Origin of the sequence: Tenacibaculum amylolyticum, from assembly GCF_964511145.1 — a bacterium.
GTDB lineage: Bacteria > Bacteroidota > Bacteroidia > Flavobacteriales > Flavobacteriaceae > Polaribacter > Polaribacter amylolyticum.
In genome coordinates this window covers 84,864-106,375 of the sequence record NZ_CAZEFZ010000076.1, presented here as the reverse complement: position 1 = coordinate 106,375, position 21,512 = coordinate 84,864, and the positions used below count along the sequence as shown (strand labels likewise).

At 31.0% G+C, this 21,512-nt stretch carries 11 protein-coding genes; 8 read left to right on the top strand and 3 right to left on the bottom strand.

Annotation, left to right across the window (positions count from 1 at the left end; translation table 11 throughout):
* The first annotated feature begins 3 nt into the window (after positions 1 to 3).
* A complete protein-coding gene (locus ACKTTC_RS18375; protein WP_408041324.1) occupies positions 4 to 4,362 on the top strand; it encodes a DNA/RNA non-specific endonuclease in 4,359 nt (1,452 codons plus the stop codon).
* 14 nt (positions 4,363 to 4,376) lie between these two features.
* On the top strand, positions 4,377 to 5,723 hold the full coding sequence (locus ACKTTC_RS18370) for an ATP-binding protein (RefSeq protein ID WP_408041323.1): 1,347 nt from the start codon (positions 4,377 to 4,379) through the stop codon (positions 5,721 to 5,723).
* 212 nt (positions 5,724 to 5,935) lie between these two features.
* Here the strand turns inward: ACKTTC_RS18370 and ACKTTC_RS18365 are convergent, their stop codons facing one another.
* Positions 5,936 to 6,745, bottom strand: a complete 810-nt coding sequence (locus ACKTTC_RS18365; protein ID WP_408041322.1) for a tetratricopeptide repeat protein — start codon at positions 6,743 to 6,745, stop codon at positions 5,936 to 5,938.
* Positions 6,746 to 6,760: 15 nt separating this feature from the next.
* Positions 6,761 to 7,321: an RNA polymerase sigma factor gene (locus ACKTTC_RS18360; protein WP_408041321.1), complete on the bottom strand. Its 561-nt coding sequence runs from the start codon at positions 7,319 to 7,321 to the stop codon at positions 6,761 to 6,763.
* A 148-nt stretch (positions 7,322 to 7,469) separates the two neighbouring features.
* On the opposite strand from ACKTTC_RS18360, the gene ACKTTC_RS18355 reads away from it, so the two are divergent.
* The 6 genes from ACKTTC_RS18355 (at position 7,470) to ACKTTC_RS18330 (ending at position 15,812) form a co-directional block, all read left to right on the top strand.
* Positions 7,470 to 8,861, top strand: coding sequence for a S8 family serine peptidase (locus tag ACKTTC_RS18355; RefSeq protein ID WP_408041320.1), 1,392 nt, complete (start codon positions 7,470 to 7,472; stop codon positions 8,859 to 8,861).
* Positions 8,862 to 8,907: 46 nt separating this feature from the next.
* Complete coding sequence (locus ACKTTC_RS18350; RefSeq protein WP_408041319.1) at positions 8,908 to 11,646, top strand: CHAT domain-containing protein; 2,739 nt, start codon at positions 8,908 to 8,910, stop codon at positions 11,644 to 11,646.
* 169 nt (positions 11,647 to 11,815) lie between these two features.
* Positions 11,816 to 12,790 carry a hypothetical protein gene (locus ACKTTC_RS18345; protein WP_408041318.1) on the top strand — a complete coding sequence of 325 codons (975 nt, stop codon included), beginning with the start codon at positions 11,816 to 11,818 and terminating at the stop codon, positions 12,788 to 12,790.
* A 255-nt stretch (positions 12,791 to 13,045) separates the two neighbouring features.
* Entirely contained in the window at positions 13,046 to 13,891 is an 846-nt protein-coding gene (locus ACKTTC_RS18340; protein WP_408041317.1) for a hypothetical protein, read from the top strand.
* A 57-nt stretch (positions 13,892 to 13,948) separates the two neighbouring features.
* Entirely contained in the window at positions 13,949 to 14,689 is a 741-nt protein-coding gene (locus ACKTTC_RS18335) for a hypothetical protein (RefSeq protein ID WP_408041316.1), read from the top strand.
* A 148-nt stretch (positions 14,690 to 14,837) separates the two neighbouring features.
* Positions 14,838 to 15,812 (top strand): hypothetical protein, encoded by a 975-nt coding sequence (locus tag ACKTTC_RS18330; RefSeq protein ID WP_408041315.1) that lies wholly within the window; start codon positions 14,838 to 14,840, stop codon positions 15,810 to 15,812.
* A gap of 272 nt (positions 15,813 to 16,084) precedes the next feature.
* Here ACKTTC_RS18330 and ACKTTC_RS18325 read toward each other — a convergent pair whose 3' ends face one another.
* Positions 16,085 to 21,430, bottom strand: a complete 5,346-nt coding sequence (locus tag ACKTTC_RS18325; RefSeq protein ID WP_408041314.1) for an ELWxxDGT repeat protein — start codon at positions 21,428 to 21,430, stop codon at positions 16,085 to 16,087.
* Positions 21,431 to 21,512: the final 82 nt, after the last annotated feature.

Genomic DNA, 21,512 nt, shown 5'->3' with positions numbered 1-21,512 from the left:
TATATGTTTTCAGCCAAAAAAAATAAAATAGCATCAGCGAATTCGGCATTAAAAAACCGAAATAAAACACCTTTTATTCAACCAGAAATGAAGGTGATAAAACCTGTAAAAGAAAAAACAGAAGAAGTAGCAACTAAAGCAAAAGAGGCTACTCAAGAAGCAACTCCTAAAAAAACAGAAAAAGCGAAAGCATTTTTCCCAGCTAAAAAATCAAATCCTATAAATAAAGCTGAAAATAAAAAGTCGAAAGGAAAAAAAGAGTCAGATAAAGAAAACAAAGAAGAAACTAAAACAGACAAACTAACAGAAGTTGCGTCTAAAGTAAAAGAAGCAAAAGTTCCTGCCAAAGGGGGCACTGGAGACATAACATTACCTAATGTAAAAACACCTAAAGCAGCGCAAGCTTCGGGTGCAAAAGCAGTAAAAAAAGTTGGAACCATTGAAAAAAATCAAAAAGGAGAAGACAAAGGGAAGGAAAAAGACACTAAAGAAGAAGCAAAAAAAGAAGTAACAGAAGCAAAAATACCAAGAGCACCAAAGAAACCAGAAGACGATCCTGCTTTTCAGAAGCAAATAAAGCAAACAGAAAATATAAAAGAAGAAAAATCTAAGCATCCAGAACCAGATACAAAAGTTGGTGAGCAAAAAGAAGCAGGACATCCTTCTGTAGCTGTTCAAACTGCTAAAAATGATCAGTTAGCACATGCAGAAGCTATGGCAGCTACTTCAGAAAAGGAGAAAAAGAGAGAACCATTTAAACCAGAAACATTTAAAGAAAAACTTAAAAGTAATTTAAAAGAATTAGAAAAAAATCTGCCTAGAGATTCAGACGGTGCAAAGCGATTTAAGAAGAACAAACCGATTAAAAAAATGCAAAAAAACATATCGGGACAAGTAACTTCTGAAAGCGATAAATTAGCAGGACCTTTAAAAACAGAGGCGAATAAACCAGCACCATCAAGCGGACAACCTACTACTGAAGCAAAACCTTTACCACCAGCAGATGCAGGAAAAGCTCCAAAACCATTAAATGCCAAAGCAGCTATTCCAAAGCAAAAAACTTCTCAGGAGATTTCTATGGAAAAAGAAAGTCAGTCATTAGATGATTATATGGCAGAGAATAAGGTAACAGATGAGCAATTAGCAAAATCGAATGAACCAAAATTTACAGGAGCTTTAGCAGAAAAAAACAAGGCACAAACTGAGGCAAAATTAGCACCTGTTAACTACCGAAAAAAAGAGAATGCGCAATTAAAAGGAGCTCAAAAAGTTGCAGCTACAAACAGTAAGCAAGGCTTAGATCAAATGCAAGCGGCTAAATTACTTTCTGAAAAGAATGTATTAACAGGACAAACAACGAATAAAACAAACGATAAAACAGAGAAAGAGAAAATCTATGCAGAGTTCAAGACGATTTATGAAGAAACGAAGAAAACTGTTACAGAGAAATTAGAAAAACTATCGACAGATGTAGATAATAAATTTAAAAATGAAGCAGAAAAAGCACAAAAAACATTTGAGAAAAATGTAGAAGATGGGTTAGGAGAAATTTATGGATGGACCGTTATTGATGATTGGATTTTTGGTGAGGATACAGATGCTATAGACAAATTGTTTAGAGTTGAAAAGAACAAGTTTACATCTACAATGGATGGTGTTTTAGACGATATTTCCGAAATCATAGCCAAAGGATTAAACGGAGCATTAGATGCTATAGAAGCAGGAAAGAAAAAATCAAAAAAGAAATTCGATAGTCTTAGCGAATCAGAGAAAAAATTAGCAGATGATGCTTATAAAGAGTTTAATGATCAATATGCAGAATTAGAAGATACAGTTTATGAAAAGCAAGATGAATTAGCAAAAGACTTAGCCAAATCATATCAAGAAAATGTAGCCGCTTTAGATGAAAAATTCAACGAAATAAAAGATAAAGTAAGTGCAGGTTGGATTGGTGCTGCATTCAATGCTTTAGCTGGAGTTATTAAAACAATTCTTAAGATAAAAGATATGTTAGTCAATTTACTGTCAGCGGCAGTAAGTGCTATTGGTGCTATTATTTCAGATCCAATAGGTTTCTTAAGTAATTTAATTCAAGGTGTAAAACAAGGATTTGTCGATTTTGGAACCAACATTAAAAAACACATGATTAAAGGAGTCATAGAATGGCTTACAGGTTCTTTAGGAAATGTTGGAATTACACTACCCAAAAATCTATTCAGTCTTTCTGGAATTTTCAGTTTAGTTACCCAAATGCTCGGGCTTACTTGGGAATACTTTAGAAGTAAAGCTGTAAAAATTGTTGGAGAACCTGTAGTTGCAGGAATGGAAAAAGCTGTTGAGGTATTTCAGATTGTTAGAAAAGAAGGAATAAAAGGACTTTGGAAATATATTAAAGAACAGTTTAATAATCTGAAAGAAATGGTAATGGATGCCATTCGAGATATGATTATTACCAAAGTAATAGAAGCAGGAATCAAATGGGTTATGGGACTGTTAAGTCCAGCCGGAGCTTTTGTAAAAGCTGCTATGATGATTATCGATATTGTAAAATTCTTTGTAGAACGTGCAGCACAAATTTTCGAATTAGTAAATGCATTTATCAAAAGTATTAAAGCATTAGCAGCAGGAAATGTAAAAGCAGTTGCAAAAGGAATAGAAATGGCTTTAGCAAAAGCGATTCCAGTATTAATTGGCTTTTTAGCGGCATTAGTTGGAGTTACTGGATTAACAGGGAAAATCCAAAAGATTGTTAAGAAGGTTCGTAAAAAAATAGACAAAGCAATTGATAAAATTATACGAAAAGCAAGCAAAACATTCCGTAAGATTTTAGGAAAAAAGAAACCTAAAAAAGGAGATGCTAAAAAAATTAAGAAAGACAACAAAAAACAAAAGCCAGATAAAATAACAGCTAAAGACAAGGCTAAGCATAAAAAGATTATAACTAAAATAGAAAAACAATTAGGAGAAAAAGCTAAGAAAGGAGAACCCTTCGATAAGTTTTATGCAAGAAAAAAGAAAGAAGCAAAGTCATTAGAAGATAAATATCAACCACAACTTAAAAAAGGAATCAATTTAGATATTAGTTTTAATTCTTTAGAGAAAGATAAAAAAGATAATGATGTAGATATAAAAATAAAAATAGCACCAAATACTTCAAAAGGAGGAACACAAGCTAAAGGAAGTGAGGAAGGAAATAAGGTGCCTTTATTAAATACATATTTAAATAACAAGGTTGTAGATGCAGATGGAGTTCCATTAGCATCGTTTCTAGCAGATTTAAAAGATAAGGATAAAAACAAGATCGATGGAAAACAAGTTTATATTCTAGATAAAAGAAACGGTAGTTATAAGTTTAGAACAGGTAAAGGTTTTGGAAGTTTTGATCAAATTTATATAGAAAGTGAAGGTGCGGATGAAGGAAAATTGAAGAAAGGAAAATCAAAATCGTATAAACCGGCACATAAAAACTTTATTCCTGATGAGATAGAATTAACAGAAAAAGATGGAATATATACAGCAAAATATAAAACGAAAAGAGCTGGAGATGCAAAAGATGCGAAAGCGGGTGCTGATAGTCCAACTTTTGAAATCAATATAAGTTTTGAAGAAGCTGTAGAAGGAATTTCAGATAAAACAGAAACAAGAAGCGTTAAAGGATTCAATTTATCAAGTAAGCCAGATGGTGTAGGAAGAGGAAAATGGGATGGAGGAGCAGCAGGAAAAGATAAAACACCTGGGTTTGACAATGCGCACATTATTGGAGATCAGTTTGGAGGATCTGGAATTAATGCAGCAATGAATATTTATCCATCTTCTCCGAATTATAATCAGAAAGAAATGTTACATGTAGAAAATAAATTAGCTTCCTTTTTTAAAACACGAGGAACAAATTTTAATATGAATGTAACAGCGAAGATTAAAGATGATGCCAATGTCAAAAATCAGTTAAAAGGCATTTTAGATAGAGAGTTTCCAAAAGATAATAAAGGAAAGGAAAAACAAGCAGATAAAAAGATTGTAACAAAAGCAAAAAGTACATTAACGAAAGAGCTTCAAAAAGCAATGACGATGGATATTGAAAATTTGCCAGGACAGTTTTTAAGTACTACTTATAAATCGAAAGGAATTGCAAATAAAGAAGATAAAGCTGTTGAAGGAGATAATTTACAAACCATTGGAATTGAAATGGAAAAAGATAAACGATATGAAAAAGAAAAGTATAAAGCATTAGCGAATGACTTTACTAAAAACACAGAAGGTACCGAGTTATCTATTGGTAAAGACCAAGGATACGATCAGTCATTAAAAAATTATAAAGCAAAGTTTGCTAATGACGGAACTGAGAAAAAGAAACTATCATAATTTGTAAAAGTAAGATGGAAGTAACTATAGAAGCAGATAGAAAAAACGAAATAGGGATTTTTAAAGTCTTAGAAGACTTTATTAAAAAACGATTAGTATATGAGTTTCATGGTGGAAACCCACCAAGCAAAGAATTAAGTTATGACGGAAATCCTTCAGCTTTGATATCATTTATGAATCAAGAAAAATTAGTTACAGAAGATGTTATTTTATTATTATTAGTATACATACCTCATGTGTTACCTAATTTTTTAAACGATATAATTACTGATTTTTTTCCAGAAGGAGGAGACTTTCCAGAACTAGGAAGTGTAAAAGGGAAAAATCATAGAGGTATTTTACCTACAGGAGAAACAGCCATATACATTTTAGCAGGAAATGATATTGAAGCACGTACTCATATGATTCGTTATATTTTACATGAAAGTATATTGTTTCAAAAGAAAATTATAGAACTAGAAAAAGTGCCTTATGGAGAACCTTTTTTAAGTGGAAAATTGATTTTAGCTGAAGAATATGTACATCTCTTTTTAACTGGTAAGGAGCTCAAACCTGAATTAAGTCAAGACTTCCCAGCAAGTTTAATTACAACGGGTTTGTGTTGGGATGATTTAGTGCTAAATCCTAAGACATTAACAGAAGTAAAAGAAATAGAAAATTGGTTAGCTTATAAAGAAGTGCTGTTAAAAGATTGGGGAATGCAATCTAAAATTAAGCCAGGATATCGCGTATTGTTTTGTGGTGCTCCAGGTACAGGAAAAACTTTAACGGCTAGTTTACTAGGAAAGTATACGAATAAAGACGTTTACCGAGTAGATTTATCTATGGTTGTTTCTAAATATATTGGAGAAACAGAAAAGAATCTTTCTAAGTTATTTGATAAATCAATCAATCAGGATTGGATTTTGTTTTTCGATGAAGCAGATTCTATTTTTGGAAAACGAACCAATGTACGCGATGCACACGATAAATATGCCAATCAAGAAGTATCGTATTTATTACAACGAATAGAAGCACATCCTGGGCTCATTATTTTAGCATCGAACTTTAAAAATAATATCGATGCTGCTTTTACACGTCGTTTTCATAACATCATTGAATTTGAAGCACCAACTTTTGAAGAACGAATAGAGTTATGGAAAAATAATTTACCTAAAAATGTAGGATTAGAAAGCTCAATTTCGGTAGAAGAATTAGCTAAAAAATTCAACATTACAGGAGCTAATATTGTGAATGTAATTCAGTATGCATGTTTAAAAACTATTGCAAATAAGAAAGAAGAAATACAACGACAATATTTATTAGAAGGAGTAAAAAGAGAATACACAAAAGAAGGAAAAACAGTTCATATTAATTTTTAGAAACAGAAATAAAATATAGAATAGCAAAAGTGCAATCCTAAGATAATCGAAGAATTTATCTATTTTCTATTAAGAAGATATTGTATTTCGCTTTAAATGAGATATTCTATGCGCTATTGCGAGTGCTCCTCGAGAGGTTCCTGAGCTCTGTCGAATGGAAACTCGAAGGGAAAACGAAGCAACCTGTTATTTTAATAAAGTAATTTCCCGAATTAATTACTCTCAAGTTTCTCTAATAAACTCTTGGCTTCCTTATCTTTAAAATTCATTTGATCGTTTAGCAATTTTTGTAATTGCTCTACAGAAAGTTTCTTATTCCCTTCCTTAAGATAGGAGAGAGCTAAATACCAATGTGCTTTAAAAGCATCTAATGTATTGCTATTTTGTAGTTCTTTAAATATTTTAATAGCCTCCTGAGTTTTATGTAATTCAAGATTTAAAACTCCCATATACAGCAGTATTTGTGGATCGGAAACTAACTTTTCATCTTTACGAGCCAATTCCAAAACTTGCAAAGCATCGCTGTATTTTTTTTGTTTAAATAAATGCTCTAAATCACTTAGTTTCGATTCATTTCCTCTTAAAGTTAAAGAAGGTAACTCTTGCCAGTTATTATTAAATTCAGCGTATAAATCGGAAGGATTATTACTTACATTATTAAAAAAAAGCGAAAAACTAACGATAAGAATAGCTGCTATAGAACTAGAAAAAATAATAAGTTTTCTTAAAGAGTTGGTTTTAGTGTTTTTTGCGAAATACGTGTTGCTTTCTTCATAAATAGCATTCTTAATTTGTTGCCCTTTTTCACTTTGAAGAAATTCAAAATTTTTTAGAATATCTGGATGTTTTGCTTGTATATCGGTAAGCTCCCAGTCATTATCATCATAAATATGATGCATTTCTTGATAGATTTCAACAGTGTTTTTTAGTTCTTCGTTTGCATTCATTTCTTCTAAAAAAAACTGACGCTCTTTTGCATTCATCTCATTATTGATAAATCGTTCTATTGTATTGTAATCCATTACTTCAGTTTTTAATTAAAAATATTTTAAATCCATATAACGACGATCAGCTTGAATTGCTTCTTTTAACTTCGCTTTACATTTAAAAATACGTTGTTTAACCGTGTTTTCTGAAGCGTAATTTTTCAGATCAGCGATCTTTTTGTACGAAGTTTTCTTAAAAACCAACATTAATAATTCCCTACAATTATCAGATACCTTAGAGAGTTTCTCTTTAAAAAGTTCCCATTTTTTTTGTTCGTGAATGCTCATTGCTATATCCATATCGTCACTTACTAGATCAATAACCTTAGCATTGGTTACCTTTAATTTAGATTTTTTTACTTCACGTATCCATAAATTTTTACAAATAGTCATAAAATAACCTTCAAAACTGGAAGAAATTTTAAAGCTTTTGTCTTGTGCTCTTACAGATAATTGAATAAGTGCCTTTTGCATAATGTCTTTGGCATCATCTTCGCTTCCATCTCTCTTTAGAATGTAGTTCTTTATCTTAGGATATATCAGCTCGTATATTTTACTAATTCCTTTGTTGTTACCATTAACAAGGCTTTGTAAAAAAAAATCATCAGTCATAATTATTAATGGGATAATTGTTATTTAAATGAGATTAGCATTCAAAATTAACTAAAAGATTGAGAAAAAAATAAAATAATAAGGGTAACCTTTTATGAATAGATGTTCTTAAGTGTGTAAAAAATGATGTAACCAAAAAATTTAAAAAATGAAAAAAGATATCGTGTTTTTAATCGCTTTTATAATCACATTTTTCGTGTCTTGCACTCAAGATGAAATGATATACAATGAGGAAATAGAAGAAAAGGGGATGATAATGAATAAAAAATCAAGAAAACATCCATTAGCTCCAGAGATTGTTCGAGATCAAATTGTAATTCAATTTAAAAAACAAGGATTAAAAGAATATCAAAAAGAGAAAATTAGAGGAGATGTACAGAATAAATATTTCTTTAGAATTAAAAAAATAGAAAAATGTGATTGTGATGATGATCGTATTGAATTATGGACGATGGATATTTCTGATAAGTATTTTATAGGAATAGAAGATTTAGTATCGGAATTATCAACCGATGATGATGATGATGATGATTTGAATGGAGACTATCAATTTTCTATTACGATTCAGAATGTAGACGAAAATGTATTTGATAGAGACATCACAGAAATAACAGATAGAGTATTACCTAAGAATGCTGGAGACAGAGTAAACATTGCAATTATAGATACGGGAATTGATTATGATTATTTTTCAACTCCATTTTTGTATAATAGTTCTGGCGATAACCCAAATTGTCGCCCAAATGAAATTGCTGGTTGGGATTTTGTAAATAATGATAACGATCCACGAGATGATCATGCACATGGAACATTAGTCTATGAAATAATTAGAGAAATATTAGCAGATAAAAATGTAAACCATCAAATATTACCTGTAAAAGCATTTGATAGAAATGGAAGAAGCGATTATTTTAAATTGACATGTGCTTTTAAATACATTGCTTCTAAACAAAAGCCGTTTTTAGTAAACTGTAGCTTTGGATTTTATAATTTAAAAAACCAAAATATCATTGAAAATATCATCAAAGATAATTCAGATAAGTTATTAGTAATGGCTTCTGCAGGAAATGAAGGCGTAGATACTGATGCTGAAGGGAATGAGCACTTTCCTTCAAGTTATACTGCAGAAAACATATTAACTGTTGGAGGATATACGGGAGATTTTTATTTTTCGCCTCAAATGGGATCACAGTATGTAAGTGGTTTCGATGTAGCTCCTGAATCTAATTTTGGTGCGAATAGCATTGATGTAGTATCATTGTTTAAACATAAAATGACTTTAGAAGCGGTCAAAAGAGGAGATACATTACATAGAATAGAAGCAAAAGTTAAGGGAACTTCTTTTGCTTGTCCAATAGTAACAGCTAGAGCTGCACGAGTATATGCTAAAAATCCAGTATTACCATTTTTATTAAAGAATTCAGTATTAGGAACATGTCATAAAAATGTGAGTTTACGTAATAAAATTAAGAATAGTAAGATTTTAGTTAAAGGGTATTTTTTCGAGGCAGTATACCATCCTCCTACGCCAACACAATAATATTTTTTACTTATTAAAGAAACTCTAAATTTCATATTTTTAAAAAATGAAGTTTAGAGTTTTTATAGTAATAATAACTAGCTTATTATTAATCTCACCCCCGAGTAATGCTCAGTATTTAGATAGCCTAAAAAATATTCTTAGTTCTAAGGTTTCAAAAAGAATAAAAGAAACAGAAGGAGGAAAGTTTATAGTTGAGCATCAAAAAAAAATGATCCCTGATGATTTAGCTAATTGCTACCAAGAATTTGGAAAATGGTTCTATTTAGAAGGCAAAAAAAGTAATAACAGAAAAAATTTAAAGAGAGCTATCTTTTATACAGAAAAGGCATTAAGTATAAAACAAGATAATAATGTATCATTAAGTTCATTAAAAGCTACTTTATATAACCTTGGTTCTTTTTATTATAAAAATAGAAATTACTTTAAAGCAATAGAATGTTATGAACGAATAAAAGAAGTTGCTGAAGTAGACTCAAATACATTGAGTGCTTTAAGGATGCTTTCAAAAATTTATTTGGAAATAGGAGATTTTTATAAGGCATTGACAAATGTAAACAGTTTAATTAGTTGGTCTTCTAAAGAAACTTCATTAAGAAAAAAGACGATGCAAGCGTATCAGCAAAGAGCTATCGTATATTCATATATGGATCGTAGAAAATTTTCAGAAGAAATTAGAAACGATGTTCATAAAGCAGATTCTATTTTAAGCCTTTTACCAAAGAAAAAAGCTAAGTATTATAGTAGTTTGAATCAATTGGAAGGAAATAGATTATTAGAAAATGGATATTATAAAGAAGCTATTCCTTATTTTGAAAAAGTATTAGAAAAAATACCAAAATATGACTCTATAAATTTAGCCAGAGGATATAACAGTTTAGGGCAAAGTTATTCTAAGTTAAAAGATTATAAAAAAGCTTTTTTGTACTTTGATAAATCACTTTTATATAATCTATTATATTCTATTCCTTATGAAAATAGAGGAGATATTTTTATAGCAAAAAAGCAATTTGAATTAGGATTACAAGAATATCAAAAAGCGATTAATTTATTAGTACAAGAAAACTTAGAACTATATGAAGCTATTCCTCAAAAAAAACTTGAAGAGGTAAGAGATAAATATTTTTTGTTGAGTCATATTATTCGAAAAGCTAAAGGATTACTAGCGTATTATCAAATAGATAAAAAAATAACACATATAGAGAATGCGCTAATAGCTTTTAAAACAGCAGATAGGTTAATAGATATTATCCGTTTTGAAAGTACCGAAGTACAATCTAAACTATTTTGGCGTGAAAAAGGAGCAGATTTATATGTAGGAGCAGTAGAGGCATGTTATCTGTTAAATAAACCAGAGGAAGCTTTCTATTTTATGGAAAAAAATAAGGCGATCTTGTTGCTAGAAGATATTACAAATAATCAAGCAATAGAAAATAGTAAACTTCCAGTATATCTAGCCAACAAAGAATTTCAGTTAAAAAATAATATCAATACTATAGAAAATAAGTTACAAGGGATTTCTAAAAAAGAACTAGAGAAAGTAGAAGAAATAAAAAGAGCTCTTTACCTATCAAAAAGAACTTATGCATCTTTTATAGATTCATTAATGGTTGCGTATCCAGACTATAGAAAGTATAAAAAAGAACTACCTATAATTTCATACAAGGAAGCAAAAGAGATAAGTAAAATTCAGAACAAATTATTTTTACAATACATTACAACAGATACCAAAGGATATGGAATATTAATTGGTAGTTCTAAACCAATGTTTTTTGAAATTGAAAAAGCAAATGAATTACCAGAACAGCTCAGTAAGTTTGAAAAATTAGTTACTCAAAAAATAACAACGAATAATCAACAGGCGGAATTTCAACAAGTCGCAAATGAGTTGTTTAATATGTTAATTCCTGCTGAAGTTTATAACGAAATAAAAAATAAGGAGCTTATTATTATTCCAGATTATAGACTACAAACAATCTCTTTTGAAACACTCGTTACTTCAAAAGAAGTAGATAGTTATTTGTTAAAAGATGTTATTTTAAGTTATGCCTATTCACTTTCGTATTTGAAAAATAACAATCAAATTAAAAGAACATCAGAAAAAGGAATGCTAAGCATTGCCCCTATCGATTTTAAAAATTTAAAACTACCTTCTTTAGCGTATACCTTATCTGAAGCAAATGCTACGAACAATATTTTTAATGGAGCAATTTTAGTAAAAGAAAAAGCAACTAAAAAGAACTTCTTAAATACTGGAAAAGAATTTAAAGGATTGCATTTGGCTACACATGCAGAGGTAGCTAATACAGAACAGTCTTGGATTGCCTTTAACGATGCTAAATTGTCTTTACAAGAAATTTACGGGTATAAAAATGCACATGAAATTGTAACATTGAGCGCTTGTAAAACTTCTTTAGGGGCATTACAATTAGGAGAAGGAGTTATGAGTTTAGCAAGAGGGTTCTTTTATGGAGGAGCTAAAAGTGTAGTTTCTAGTTTATGGGCGTCAAATGATAAAGCAAACGAAGTAATTATAATCGATTTTTATAAAGAGCTTAAAAATGGTGTTTCTAAAAGTAAAGCATTGAGAAATGCCAAATTAAACTATTTAAAAAACCACCAAGGTATAGAGGCTTCTCCTTTTTATTGGGGAAGTTATATCGTAATAGGCGATGTTAGTTCAGTAGATTTATATACAAGTTCTCTAAAAAATATATACATAATAGGATTTTTTATATTCTTAGTTTTTATGGTGTTACTATTCTTTTTTAAACGCACCAGATAATTTTTTTCATTTTTTATGGTAACCTTTTTTAGTGTACTTACTCTCTAGGTTAAATAAGCAATTGCTTAAGGATTGATCACCCTTAAACAACTATCACAAACTGTGATCGCGATAACCGAAAAGCGTACGAGTAGGAAGTAAATCTAAAAAACAATTAAATAGAATAATTATGAAAAAAATACTTTTTCTAATCATGATTGCAACCATGGTTATAGGATGTAATAAGAACGAAGAATTAATTCAAGATGTAGAAAATCAATCAACTCTAGAAGAACGAAGCACGTTAGAAAGAAAAGGCATGCTAAACTTTAGAAGTATAGAAGGCTTACAGTCTTTTATTAAAGAACGTTCTAAACCAGATTTCGATCATTTAAAAGAAGCTAGAAGTTTTTCTGAGAGAAGAGTGTATAACCCACTTTTGTTAGTGTATAATCTTAAAGAAAAAGAGATGAAAAGTTTAGGAATTGATGAACGTGAGGTTCCTAGCGTTGCTTCAGATGATGATATGTTTTTATTATTATTAAATCAAGATGGAGAAATGGGTGTAGGAGATAAAATTGTTAGAGTAGATGGAGATTTTGTATTTACCTATGTAGATGGATCTGCTAAAGATATAGATTCTTTTCTAGAGAAATATAAAAGTGGAAATATTAGAATATCTAGAGGAAAAACAATCGATTTTAGTAAAAACCTAACTGTTTACATGCATAACAACAAAACAGAAACAGTTGAAAGTGATTCTAGAGGTGTTACAAGTTTTAGGTTTTTCAGTGGAGACTATAGAATGAAAGCTAGACAATTTGATGAGTATTGGTATGTGTATAGTTCAATAGGAGCTAGTACTAAAGTACAAAAAAGAAGTAGATTTCTTTGGTGGACAACTTGGGGGGCTGTTTACGCGCATAATCGCTTAGAGTATAATGCTACGTATCGTGTAAATTTCAATACACAAGGACTTCCTCCAGCAATAAGAAAAGCTAATGGTTTTAAGTACCCATATTCTTTACAAGCACGAGCAGTATATTCTTGGAATGTTGGATTCCCAGCTTCAGAAAAATATGAACCAATGGAAGGAGAAACGAAACACTGGGCACACTGGTATACAACTCCTGTAAATACTGTTTCATTAACCTTAAACTACTAGTGTTTACAACTAAAAATAGTATTAAATAAAGTATAAACCCAAAGATGAAATGTCTTTGGGTTTACTTTTTATAAGAAGAACACATTTACATCATTTTTAAAATTATTAAAAAATAAGGGTAACCTTTTTATATCAGTAGTATCATAAGGTCAAATAGGCAATTGCAATAGGATTGATCATCCTTGAAACTATCACAAAATGTGATCGCGATAACCGAAAAGCGTATGAGTAGGTACAACCATTAAAAACTTAAAAATGAAAAGTAAATTAATAAAAGGATTCGCAATTTTTGCAATGATTTTGGCAGCTTCTTGCTCTAAGAATGAAGAAAACATAAATACTACTACAGCACCAGATATAGATGCTATTTCTAAAGTAGCGGAATTGTCTTCAAACTATATAAACGAAAACCAAAATTTACAAGCCAAACCACCAAAATGGTTACAAGTTGCTGCGGCAGATATAGGAGCATTTTTTACAGCAATATCTAATGGAGATAAGTTTGGAGAAGTTATAGGTGCAGCTTCAGCAGCATCAGCTGAAAAACATCTTGAATTAAATCCAATTATGGCAAGCACGAGTAATGATGGAGGTAATATAAATGATATAAACTCTAATGAAGTAAATGCATATGATAATTACGGAGAATGGCACTATAGAACCATTGAAAATGTAATAAAAGAAGGTACTAACTATGCTACAGATGGAGCTTTTGATAATTCAAAATATTATAGAGCAACTACGCAATTTTTAATAGAAAATAGGGTAGCGTCTGAGAGAGATTTTGAAACTTTTTCTTTAGAAGACGCTAATGAAAGATTAGCATATGATAAAGAATTGTTTAACAAATACGGGCTTTTAGGAAGTTTAGAATTCCAAAACAGACAAGGTAGAGTTAAGGAAAATGTTTATAAAGTTCTAAGCTCATATTTTAAAGTAGTAGAGAATACTTATGATATTAAAAGATTTGTTTCATATTCATTAGAAGTAGAAAAAACAATTTCTTATAGTAGAATGAACGAAGTAGAGAAAAAGCAAATTTTAGGAGTAATGGCAACTGCCAGATACGGTTTCCAATATTGGAATTCAATTTATAACTAAACAGATTCATAACAGTGTTGTTATAAAACGACACTGTTATTGTAAACAATATATATCATGATGAAAATAAAGAATATAGTATTAATACTAATTTTAATATGTTGTTTCTCTTGCTCGCAAAATGATGGAGAAATAGTAGATTTTGAAAAAGGAGAATCATTTGAAAAAACAGTTTCAGATAGAGGATATGAAGACGATGTATTACACTCAGAATGGTTTAATAAAACAGGAATTTTACACAATAAAAACTTAGAAAACTTATTAAATAGCTTTCCTAAAAATGTGAATCCAGATAATATTAGGAAACATACCGCTGAGTTCTTACAAGAAAAATATAACAGAAGAGATGTAGGAGATATGTACATTTTTTCTAAGTATCAAAATGCTTCGGAAATGTTAGATGAGTTATTCTATAAAAACTGGACAGAAAAGCAGGTATACACAATCGTTAAAAAAGATATAGAAGATTTTAAAGCTATCGAGAAATACGATTATTCTTTGAATACATTTTTAAAAACACGTTTAGAGAACGTATCAAAATTAACGAAAGCACAGCAACAAGCATATTATAACTTTTTATCTGTTGTAAAACACTCTTTCAATTTTTGGTCGTCTAGATTAAATAACAATAGTTCAAGAAAACAAATTTTTGATTATAAGTTTTTTAATAGACTGGCTGAGTTAGCGATTGCCGATGCTGTAGTTCATACAGTTTCATTGGGAGGAACTGGAGGTTTTGAATACACTACTTTTGATTATGTACAATCTTCGTATTTCAGAACAACTAATTTTTACTAATAACAATTAAGGGATTTTTTACAGGGATTATTACAGGTGAAAAGGCTGGTGTAACAAATTTATATCAGTCTTTTTTTATTCTATATCACAACTGTGATCGCGACAACCGAAAAGCGTATGAGTAGGTATACAATTAAAAAGCATAGAAATGAAAAAAATATTTTTAATCGCATTGCTATTAACTTGTTTAATAGGATGTAAAGAAGAGGAAGTAATTGCCAATTCAGAAAATGAAGGAGCTGTTGAAGTAAGAGAATCTAAATTGGAAAATAGAAATGTATTGAATTTTAGAAACTTTGATGAGCTAGAAAATACAATACACCAGTTTATAGAAAAAGATAAAGATTTAATGGAGGAGTCGATAATGAATTTAAAAGAAACAGGAAGAATATCTTTATTGTTGGCGTATAACTTTGAATCAGATGAAGCTCAGAAATATGGCTTAAAAAAAGAAAATATAGCCAAAGTTAATTCAGATGATCAAGTTTTATTATACCTTTTGAATGCTGAAGGAGAAATTGTAGTGAATGAAACTACCTACAAAATAGATGAGAATTTTGTTTACATTTTAAAAAGAAACAATAGAGAAATACTTCAAAAATTTTTAGCTGAATTTAAAGAAGGAAAAATAAAAACCAAAGACAGAAAATTACTAGAGTATAACGAAGACTTACAAGTGTATAAGCACGGTAATTCTAGAGAATCTATACATAATGTACAACAAAGAACAGAATACGGTTCATTTTTTAATGATACTAGTGTAAGAGTAAAAGCTAGACAATTTGATGACTATTGGTTTTTTTACAGCTCTATAGGTGCAATAACAAAAACAGAACAATTTAGAAGAGTTTGGTTCTGGAACAGTTGGGTGAATGTAATTACCAGTAATAGATTAAGATTTTCGGTAGCCTATCAAAGATTTCATTTTTGGTCTACAAATGTGCCATTAGGAGGAAATACTATGAGAGATGATATTAATAGACGCACGTATGCCATAAACAAAGTATATGAGTTTTGTGTTGGTCCTCCTGCATTGTATGTATACAGAGCAAGATTAGGATTTACACAACACGAAGCAGGTTGGTATGGAAATAATTCGCAAAGACTTACTTTAGGATACTAGTTTTTTATCCATTAAAACTATTTTTTGAATATCCGTATCGAGTCATAATTACGTTTTTAGTGTCATTCCGAATTTATTTCGGAATCTCATCATGCTATTATTAAACAATGATTTGGAATGAGAACCTGAAACAAGTTCAGGTTGATGTTTGTTACTTATTATGTATTAGGGATAATCATAAACTATTTTATTAAAAACAGAAAACACCACAGTAGCAGTGGTGTTTTTCTTTCCCCTCTTAAATGAAGTTCTATAAAACTAGAACTTAACGTTTAACTTTTTATAAATTTTTTAAATACTCTTTTACTAGTAAGATTTGGAGATGTAATTTCCAAGAGATACATCCCAATAGGTAATTGAGAGACATCTATTAAGTCATCTTTTTTATAATCTATTACTTGTTTAAGTAAAGTTCCATTCAAATTGTACACACGTACTCGAACATCCAATGGTAAATCAGAAATTTGAATGTGTTGTATTGTTGGATTTGGAAAAACTTTTATCGTTGCTTTTTCTTCATTTGGAGTCAACGACTCTTTAGGTAAAACGACTAAGGTTTGCATAACAGGAGCTGCTGCATAAAATGTGTTATTTCCATCTTGATATGCAAAAATTGTAATCGTACCAGTACCTACAATAGAAACAGTATTACCTGAAATAGTCGCTACATTAATATCAGAACTTTGGAATGTTACATTAAGTCCTGAAGAAGCAAATGCTGTTAACTCAAAATCAGAATCACCATAATTTACAGTTGTAAGTGTATCAAATGTAATTGTTTGATTAGCTTTTGTAATTTCAAAGTTGTCTGTAATAAAATCAATAGCATAATTAGGATTTCCAAGAGTACCTAAAAGAATAGGATAGGTGCCAATAGTTTCTCCAGATGCTCTAGTTAAGTTACCAGATAAAGTATCATTATTGATTAGGTTTCCATTTGTAATAGCATAGGTTAATGTTGGATCTAAACTTCCAAATGGTTTTCTTTGATTTCGATCTGCAGTAATTGTAATTCCTTTTGGAGTAACTATAAGTGTTTGTAAAACACCCGCTGCAGGATTAAAATTAGTATTTCCTGTTTGACTCGCAGAAATTACAGTAGTACCAGCACCTACAATAGTTACATTACTTCCATTAATAATAGCAACAGAATTGTTTGAACTTGTATAAGCTACAGGTAATCCTGAAGAACTTGTTCCATTTAAGCTAAAATCTGGATCGCCATAAGTTACGCTAGACAACGAATTAAAAGTAACAGTCTGATTCGCTTTTGTAATTTCAAAGTCGTTAGAGATAAATGTAATAGCATAATTAGTATTTGCTAAGGTTCCTTGTTGAATAGCATAAAAACCTATGTTTTCTCCAGTTTCACGAGTTAAGCTACCAGATAGCGTATCACTACCAACCAAATTACCACTGGTAATTGTATATGTTAATATAGGTTCGGTATCACCAAACATTTTTGTAAGACCTGCATCGGCAGTAACTGTAATAGCTCTAGGAGTTACCGTTAAGGTTTGTAAAACATTAGCAGCAGCGTTATAATTAGTATCTCCAGATTGACTTGCAGTAATCGTTGTTGTTCCTACTCCTACAATAGAAATTGTATTTCCAGAAACCGTTGCTACAGAAGTATCCGAACTCGTATAAGAAACTGCTAAACTAGAATCTGCAGTAGCGTTTATATTGAAATCAGGATCACCATAAGTAACATTGTTCAATGAATTGAAAGTAATAACTTGATTTGCTTTGGTGATTTCAAAGTTGTTACTAACAAATGTAATATCATAATTAGGGTTGTTTAGTGTACCTTGTAGAATAGCGTATAAACCAACATCTTCACCAGTTTCACGTGTTAGGTTTCCAGTAAGTACATCAATAGCTATTAAGTTTCCTGAAGTAATGGTATATGCCAATACGGGCTCCGTGTTTCCAAATACTTTAGATTGCCCAGCAGTTGCAGTAATTGTAATTTTTTTACCATTTACCGTTAAATTTTGTTGCACATTTGTAGCAGGTTTAAAGTCGGTATTTCCTGCTTGACTAGCCGTAATAGTTGTAGTTCCTGCACCAACTATAGTTACAATATTTCCAATAATAGTTGCTACAGAAGTATCTGAACTCGTATAAGTAATTTCTAGTCCTGAATCTGCAATTGCATTTAAGTTGAAATCAGCATCTCCGTAGGTAACATCTGTTAATGCATTAAAAGTTATCGTTTGCTCAGCTCTTCCAAATTCAAAAGCACCAATATCTATAGTAGCAGTTGTATCATTATTACCATCAATAATACGTTTTTTACCTCCTAAAGCTTTTGTCTCAACATTTGAAACATTATTCCCCGCATCTATTAAAGGAGAACTGCCTTGTAAAGAAAAATTACTATTTAAAGGATCTTTAAATAGTACATCAGTAATTGTTGTTCCATCAATATTACCTATTCCAGCAAGTTGCTCTCCTTTCAAATAGCTATAGGTAGCTGTTAATGTACCTGTACTAGTAGTATGATTTAAAGTATGAGGTCCAGCAACTACTGTGTTTTCTAGGGTTATATTTCCAGCATTATTACCAAAAATACCATAAGAAGCATCTACAACGCTATTATCTGCTATCGTACAATTTATAAAATTCATAGTTCCTTCTAGGGAATAAATAACATTGGTTGTTTTTCCTTCATTCCCATAGAATAAACAATTAATGAAATCATTATTAGATCCTGATATTTGATATATAGCACCTCCATTTTGAGCTAAATTGCTTCTAATGATACAGTTAATGAAACGGTTGTTATTTGCGTTTTTTAGAAAAATTCCTCCACCGTTTGTATCGTTTAAAAAGTTATTATTTGAATTATATTCAGCATATCCATCTTCAATAATAAATCCGTTGATAATTGTATTATCAGTATTTAACAAGTATAACAATGTGTTGGAATTACCCAGTGTATTATTAGGAATACCAATATCACCACTTAAAATAGTTTGGTTATTTGTCCAATCTCTTTCTGAAAGAGTAGTTTCTGTTCCTGTAAAACCTCCATAAATTTTAAGATTATCTGGAATATAAAAAGTATCATTTCTATTATTTCCTGCCTTGTAAGTTCCTTGTTGCACCCATATTTCTTCAATACTAGAACATTCAGTAGCTAATTGCAAAGCATGTTGTAATGAAGTAGCTGAACTCCAAGAGTTCCCATAATTTGTTGCATCTCCTGTAGTGCTTACATAAAGAATATTTGAAGTAATTACATTACAATCAAAAGGTTCATAGGCCCATATTTCTTCCCCAAACTTACCATCATCTGCATTAAAAAATAGTTTACCATTAGAAACTACCATGTCATCTATAGAAGAACCACTTGAACCAGGACGTATATCGGCTGCTAATCTTGTTCCTTCTATCGTACCATCGGTAACCCATAACTCATCTCCCCAAATACCATCACTAGCTCTAAAATAAATACGGTTTTGAAGAACTGTTAATTCTCTAGTTCCAGAGCTATTATTTCCTTCATATATATCAATGGCTATTTTAGTACCTGCTTCAGTACCATCACTTTCCCATAATTCACCTCCATGAATTCCATCATCTGCACGGAAATATAGTTTGTTATTATAACTAACCATCCATCTTGGAGATGACCAAAAGGTTGAAGGATTAATGTCTTTTACCATTTTAGTACCTACTTCAGTACCATCTGTTACCCATAATTCACCTCCATGGATTCCATCATAGGCCTGAAAGTATAATTTATGATCATGTATCGCAAAATATTTTGGACTGGAATTAACATTACCAGAAGCAATGTTCTTGATTAATCTTGTCCCTGCTTCGGTACCATCACTTTCCCATAATTCACTACCATTTACACCATCATTAGCTCTGAAATATATTTTATTATTAAAAGTTATTAATTCTGAGGGGCTACTACTATTAGTTCCAGGATTAATATCTTTCAGTAATCGTGTCCCGGCTTCAGTACCATCTGTCACCCAAAGTTCATCTCCATTAGTAGAATCATAAGCTCTGAAATATAGTTTGTTATTTAAAACTGCTCCGTCATCTGGATAAGAACTTGTAGTCCCCAAACTTATATCTTTTACTAGTTTGGTTCCCACTTCAGTACCATCTGTTACCCAAAGTTCTCTTCCTGTAATTCCATCACTTGCTTCAAAATAAAGTTTTTCATTCAGTATGCCTAGCATTTCACCTACACCACCGCTTTTACCTGGGGTAATATCTTTTACCATTTTAGTTCCAGTTGCTGTACCATCACTTTTCCATAGTTCAAAACCATGATCACTTGTTCTAGCTCGAAAATATACTTCATTGTTATAATCGGTAAAGTATCGGGCATTGGATGCTGTACTACCTTCACTAAATCTAAAGAATTGTAGAGTTCCTGCCTCAGTACCATCACTAGTCCATAATTGACTTCCAGTATTTTCATCCGAAGCTCCAAAGAACAGTTTATTATTAAATACTGTTATATTTCTAGGAGAAGAACCATTTGTTCCTACATAAATGTCCTTTATCAATTGAGTTCCAGCTTCGGTACCATCGGTTACCCATAACTCATCTCCTTCAGTATTTGTGTAGGCAGAAAAATATAATTTACCCTCATAAATGGTAAACTCATTGAAAAAAGAATTCCCATTGGGGTTAAAATCTTTTACTAGTTTAGTTCCAGCAGAAGTTCCGTCCGATTCAAAAAGTTCTCTTCCTATAAGTCCATTATCGGCCTGAAAGTAAAGCTTGTTGTTAAAAACAGTTAGCCCTGATACCTGTGAGCTTCCTGTTGGATTAATTTCAACGGCTAACTTTGTTCCAGCTTCAGTACCATCACTTTCCCATAATTCATAGTTATAACTTCCACCATTAGCTGCAAAATAAAGTTTTCCATTGTAGACAGTTAAATGGCTTGGTTCGCCAGAATAATACATGGTTGGTTCAATATCTTTCACTAATTGAGTTCCAACTTCAGTACCGTCAGTAACCCATAATTCTCTACCTAATGTTCCTTGACTAGCAGAAAAGTAAAGTTTTCCATTGTATGCTGTAAAGTAATTAGGGGAAGAACTGGTATACATATCACCCACATTAATATCTTTTAGCATTTGAGTTCCAGTTTTGGTACCATCACTTACCCATAGTTCTCTCCCATGAATACCATCATCTGCTTGAAAATACAATTTTCCGTTAAAAACGGTAATGTTATTAATACCAGAATTATTAGAACCAGGATTAATATCAGTAATACGTTCTGTACCTTCTGGTGTTCCATCTGTGGACCATAATTCTTGACCAGTTGCATTGTCATCAGCTCTAAAGTATAACTTATCTCCTAAGATGGTTAAATAACGTGGACTAGAACTAAGTCTACCTGCTTCTATATCAGCTAATAATTCTGTGCCTTCTGGTGTTCCATCTGAAATCCATAGTTCGTCTCCATATTCTTCATTGTCAGCACTAAAAATGAGTTTTCCTTTGAATTCAATTAAATTTTCTACATCTGAACCATTGCGAGATTCTGTATTTATATCCTTGACTAAATAAGCTTGTTGCCCATATATAGCACTAAAAAGGAAAAATGTTATTAGGGTAATTATATATCTCATACGCTATAAAATCTTTGACAATAATAAATCCGTCTATTAATTGTACAGGCACATGTCCATTTACCCTTGTTTTTATTTTAGT

Excerpts from the sequence above, each read along its gene's own strand:
- ACKTTC_RS18375 (WP_408041324.1), top strand. The coding sequence starts at position 4 with ATGTTTTCAGCCAAAAAAAATAAAATAGCATCAGCGAATTCGGCATTA.
- ACKTTC_RS18370 (WP_408041323.1), top strand. The coding sequence starts at position 4,377 with ATGGAAGTAACTATAGAAGCAGATAGAAAAAACGAAATAGGGATTTTT.
- ACKTTC_RS18365 (WP_408041322.1), bottom strand. The coding sequence starts at position 6,745 with ATGGATTACAATACAATAGAACGATTTATCAATAATGAGATGAATGCA.
- ACKTTC_RS18360 (WP_408041321.1), bottom strand. The coding sequence starts at position 7,321 with ATGACTGATGATTTTTTTTTACAAAGCCTTGTTAATGGTAACAACAAA.
- ACKTTC_RS18355 (WP_408041320.1), top strand. The coding sequence starts at position 7,470 with ATGAAAAAAGATATCGTGTTTTTAATCGCTTTTATAATCACATTTTTC.
- ACKTTC_RS18350 (WP_408041319.1), top strand. The coding sequence starts at position 8,908 with ATGAAGTTTAGAGTTTTTATAGTAATAATAACTAGCTTATTATTAATC.
- ACKTTC_RS18345 (WP_408041318.1), top strand. The coding sequence starts at position 11,816 with ATGAAAAAAATACTTTTTCTAATCATGATTGCAACCATGGTTATAGGA.
- ACKTTC_RS18340 (WP_408041317.1), top strand. The coding sequence starts at position 13,046 with ATGAAAAGTAAATTAATAAAAGGATTCGCAATTTTTGCAATGATTTTG.
- ACKTTC_RS18335 (WP_408041316.1), top strand. The coding sequence starts at position 13,949 with ATGATGAAAATAAAGAATATAGTATTAATACTAATTTTAATATGTTGT.
- ACKTTC_RS18330 (WP_408041315.1), top strand. The coding sequence starts at position 14,838 with ATGAAAAAAATATTTTTAATCGCATTGCTATTAACTTGTTTAATAGGA.
- ACKTTC_RS18325 (WP_408041314.1), bottom strand. The coding sequence starts at position 21,430 with ATGAGATATATAATTACCCTAATAACATTTTTCCTTTTTAGTGCTATA.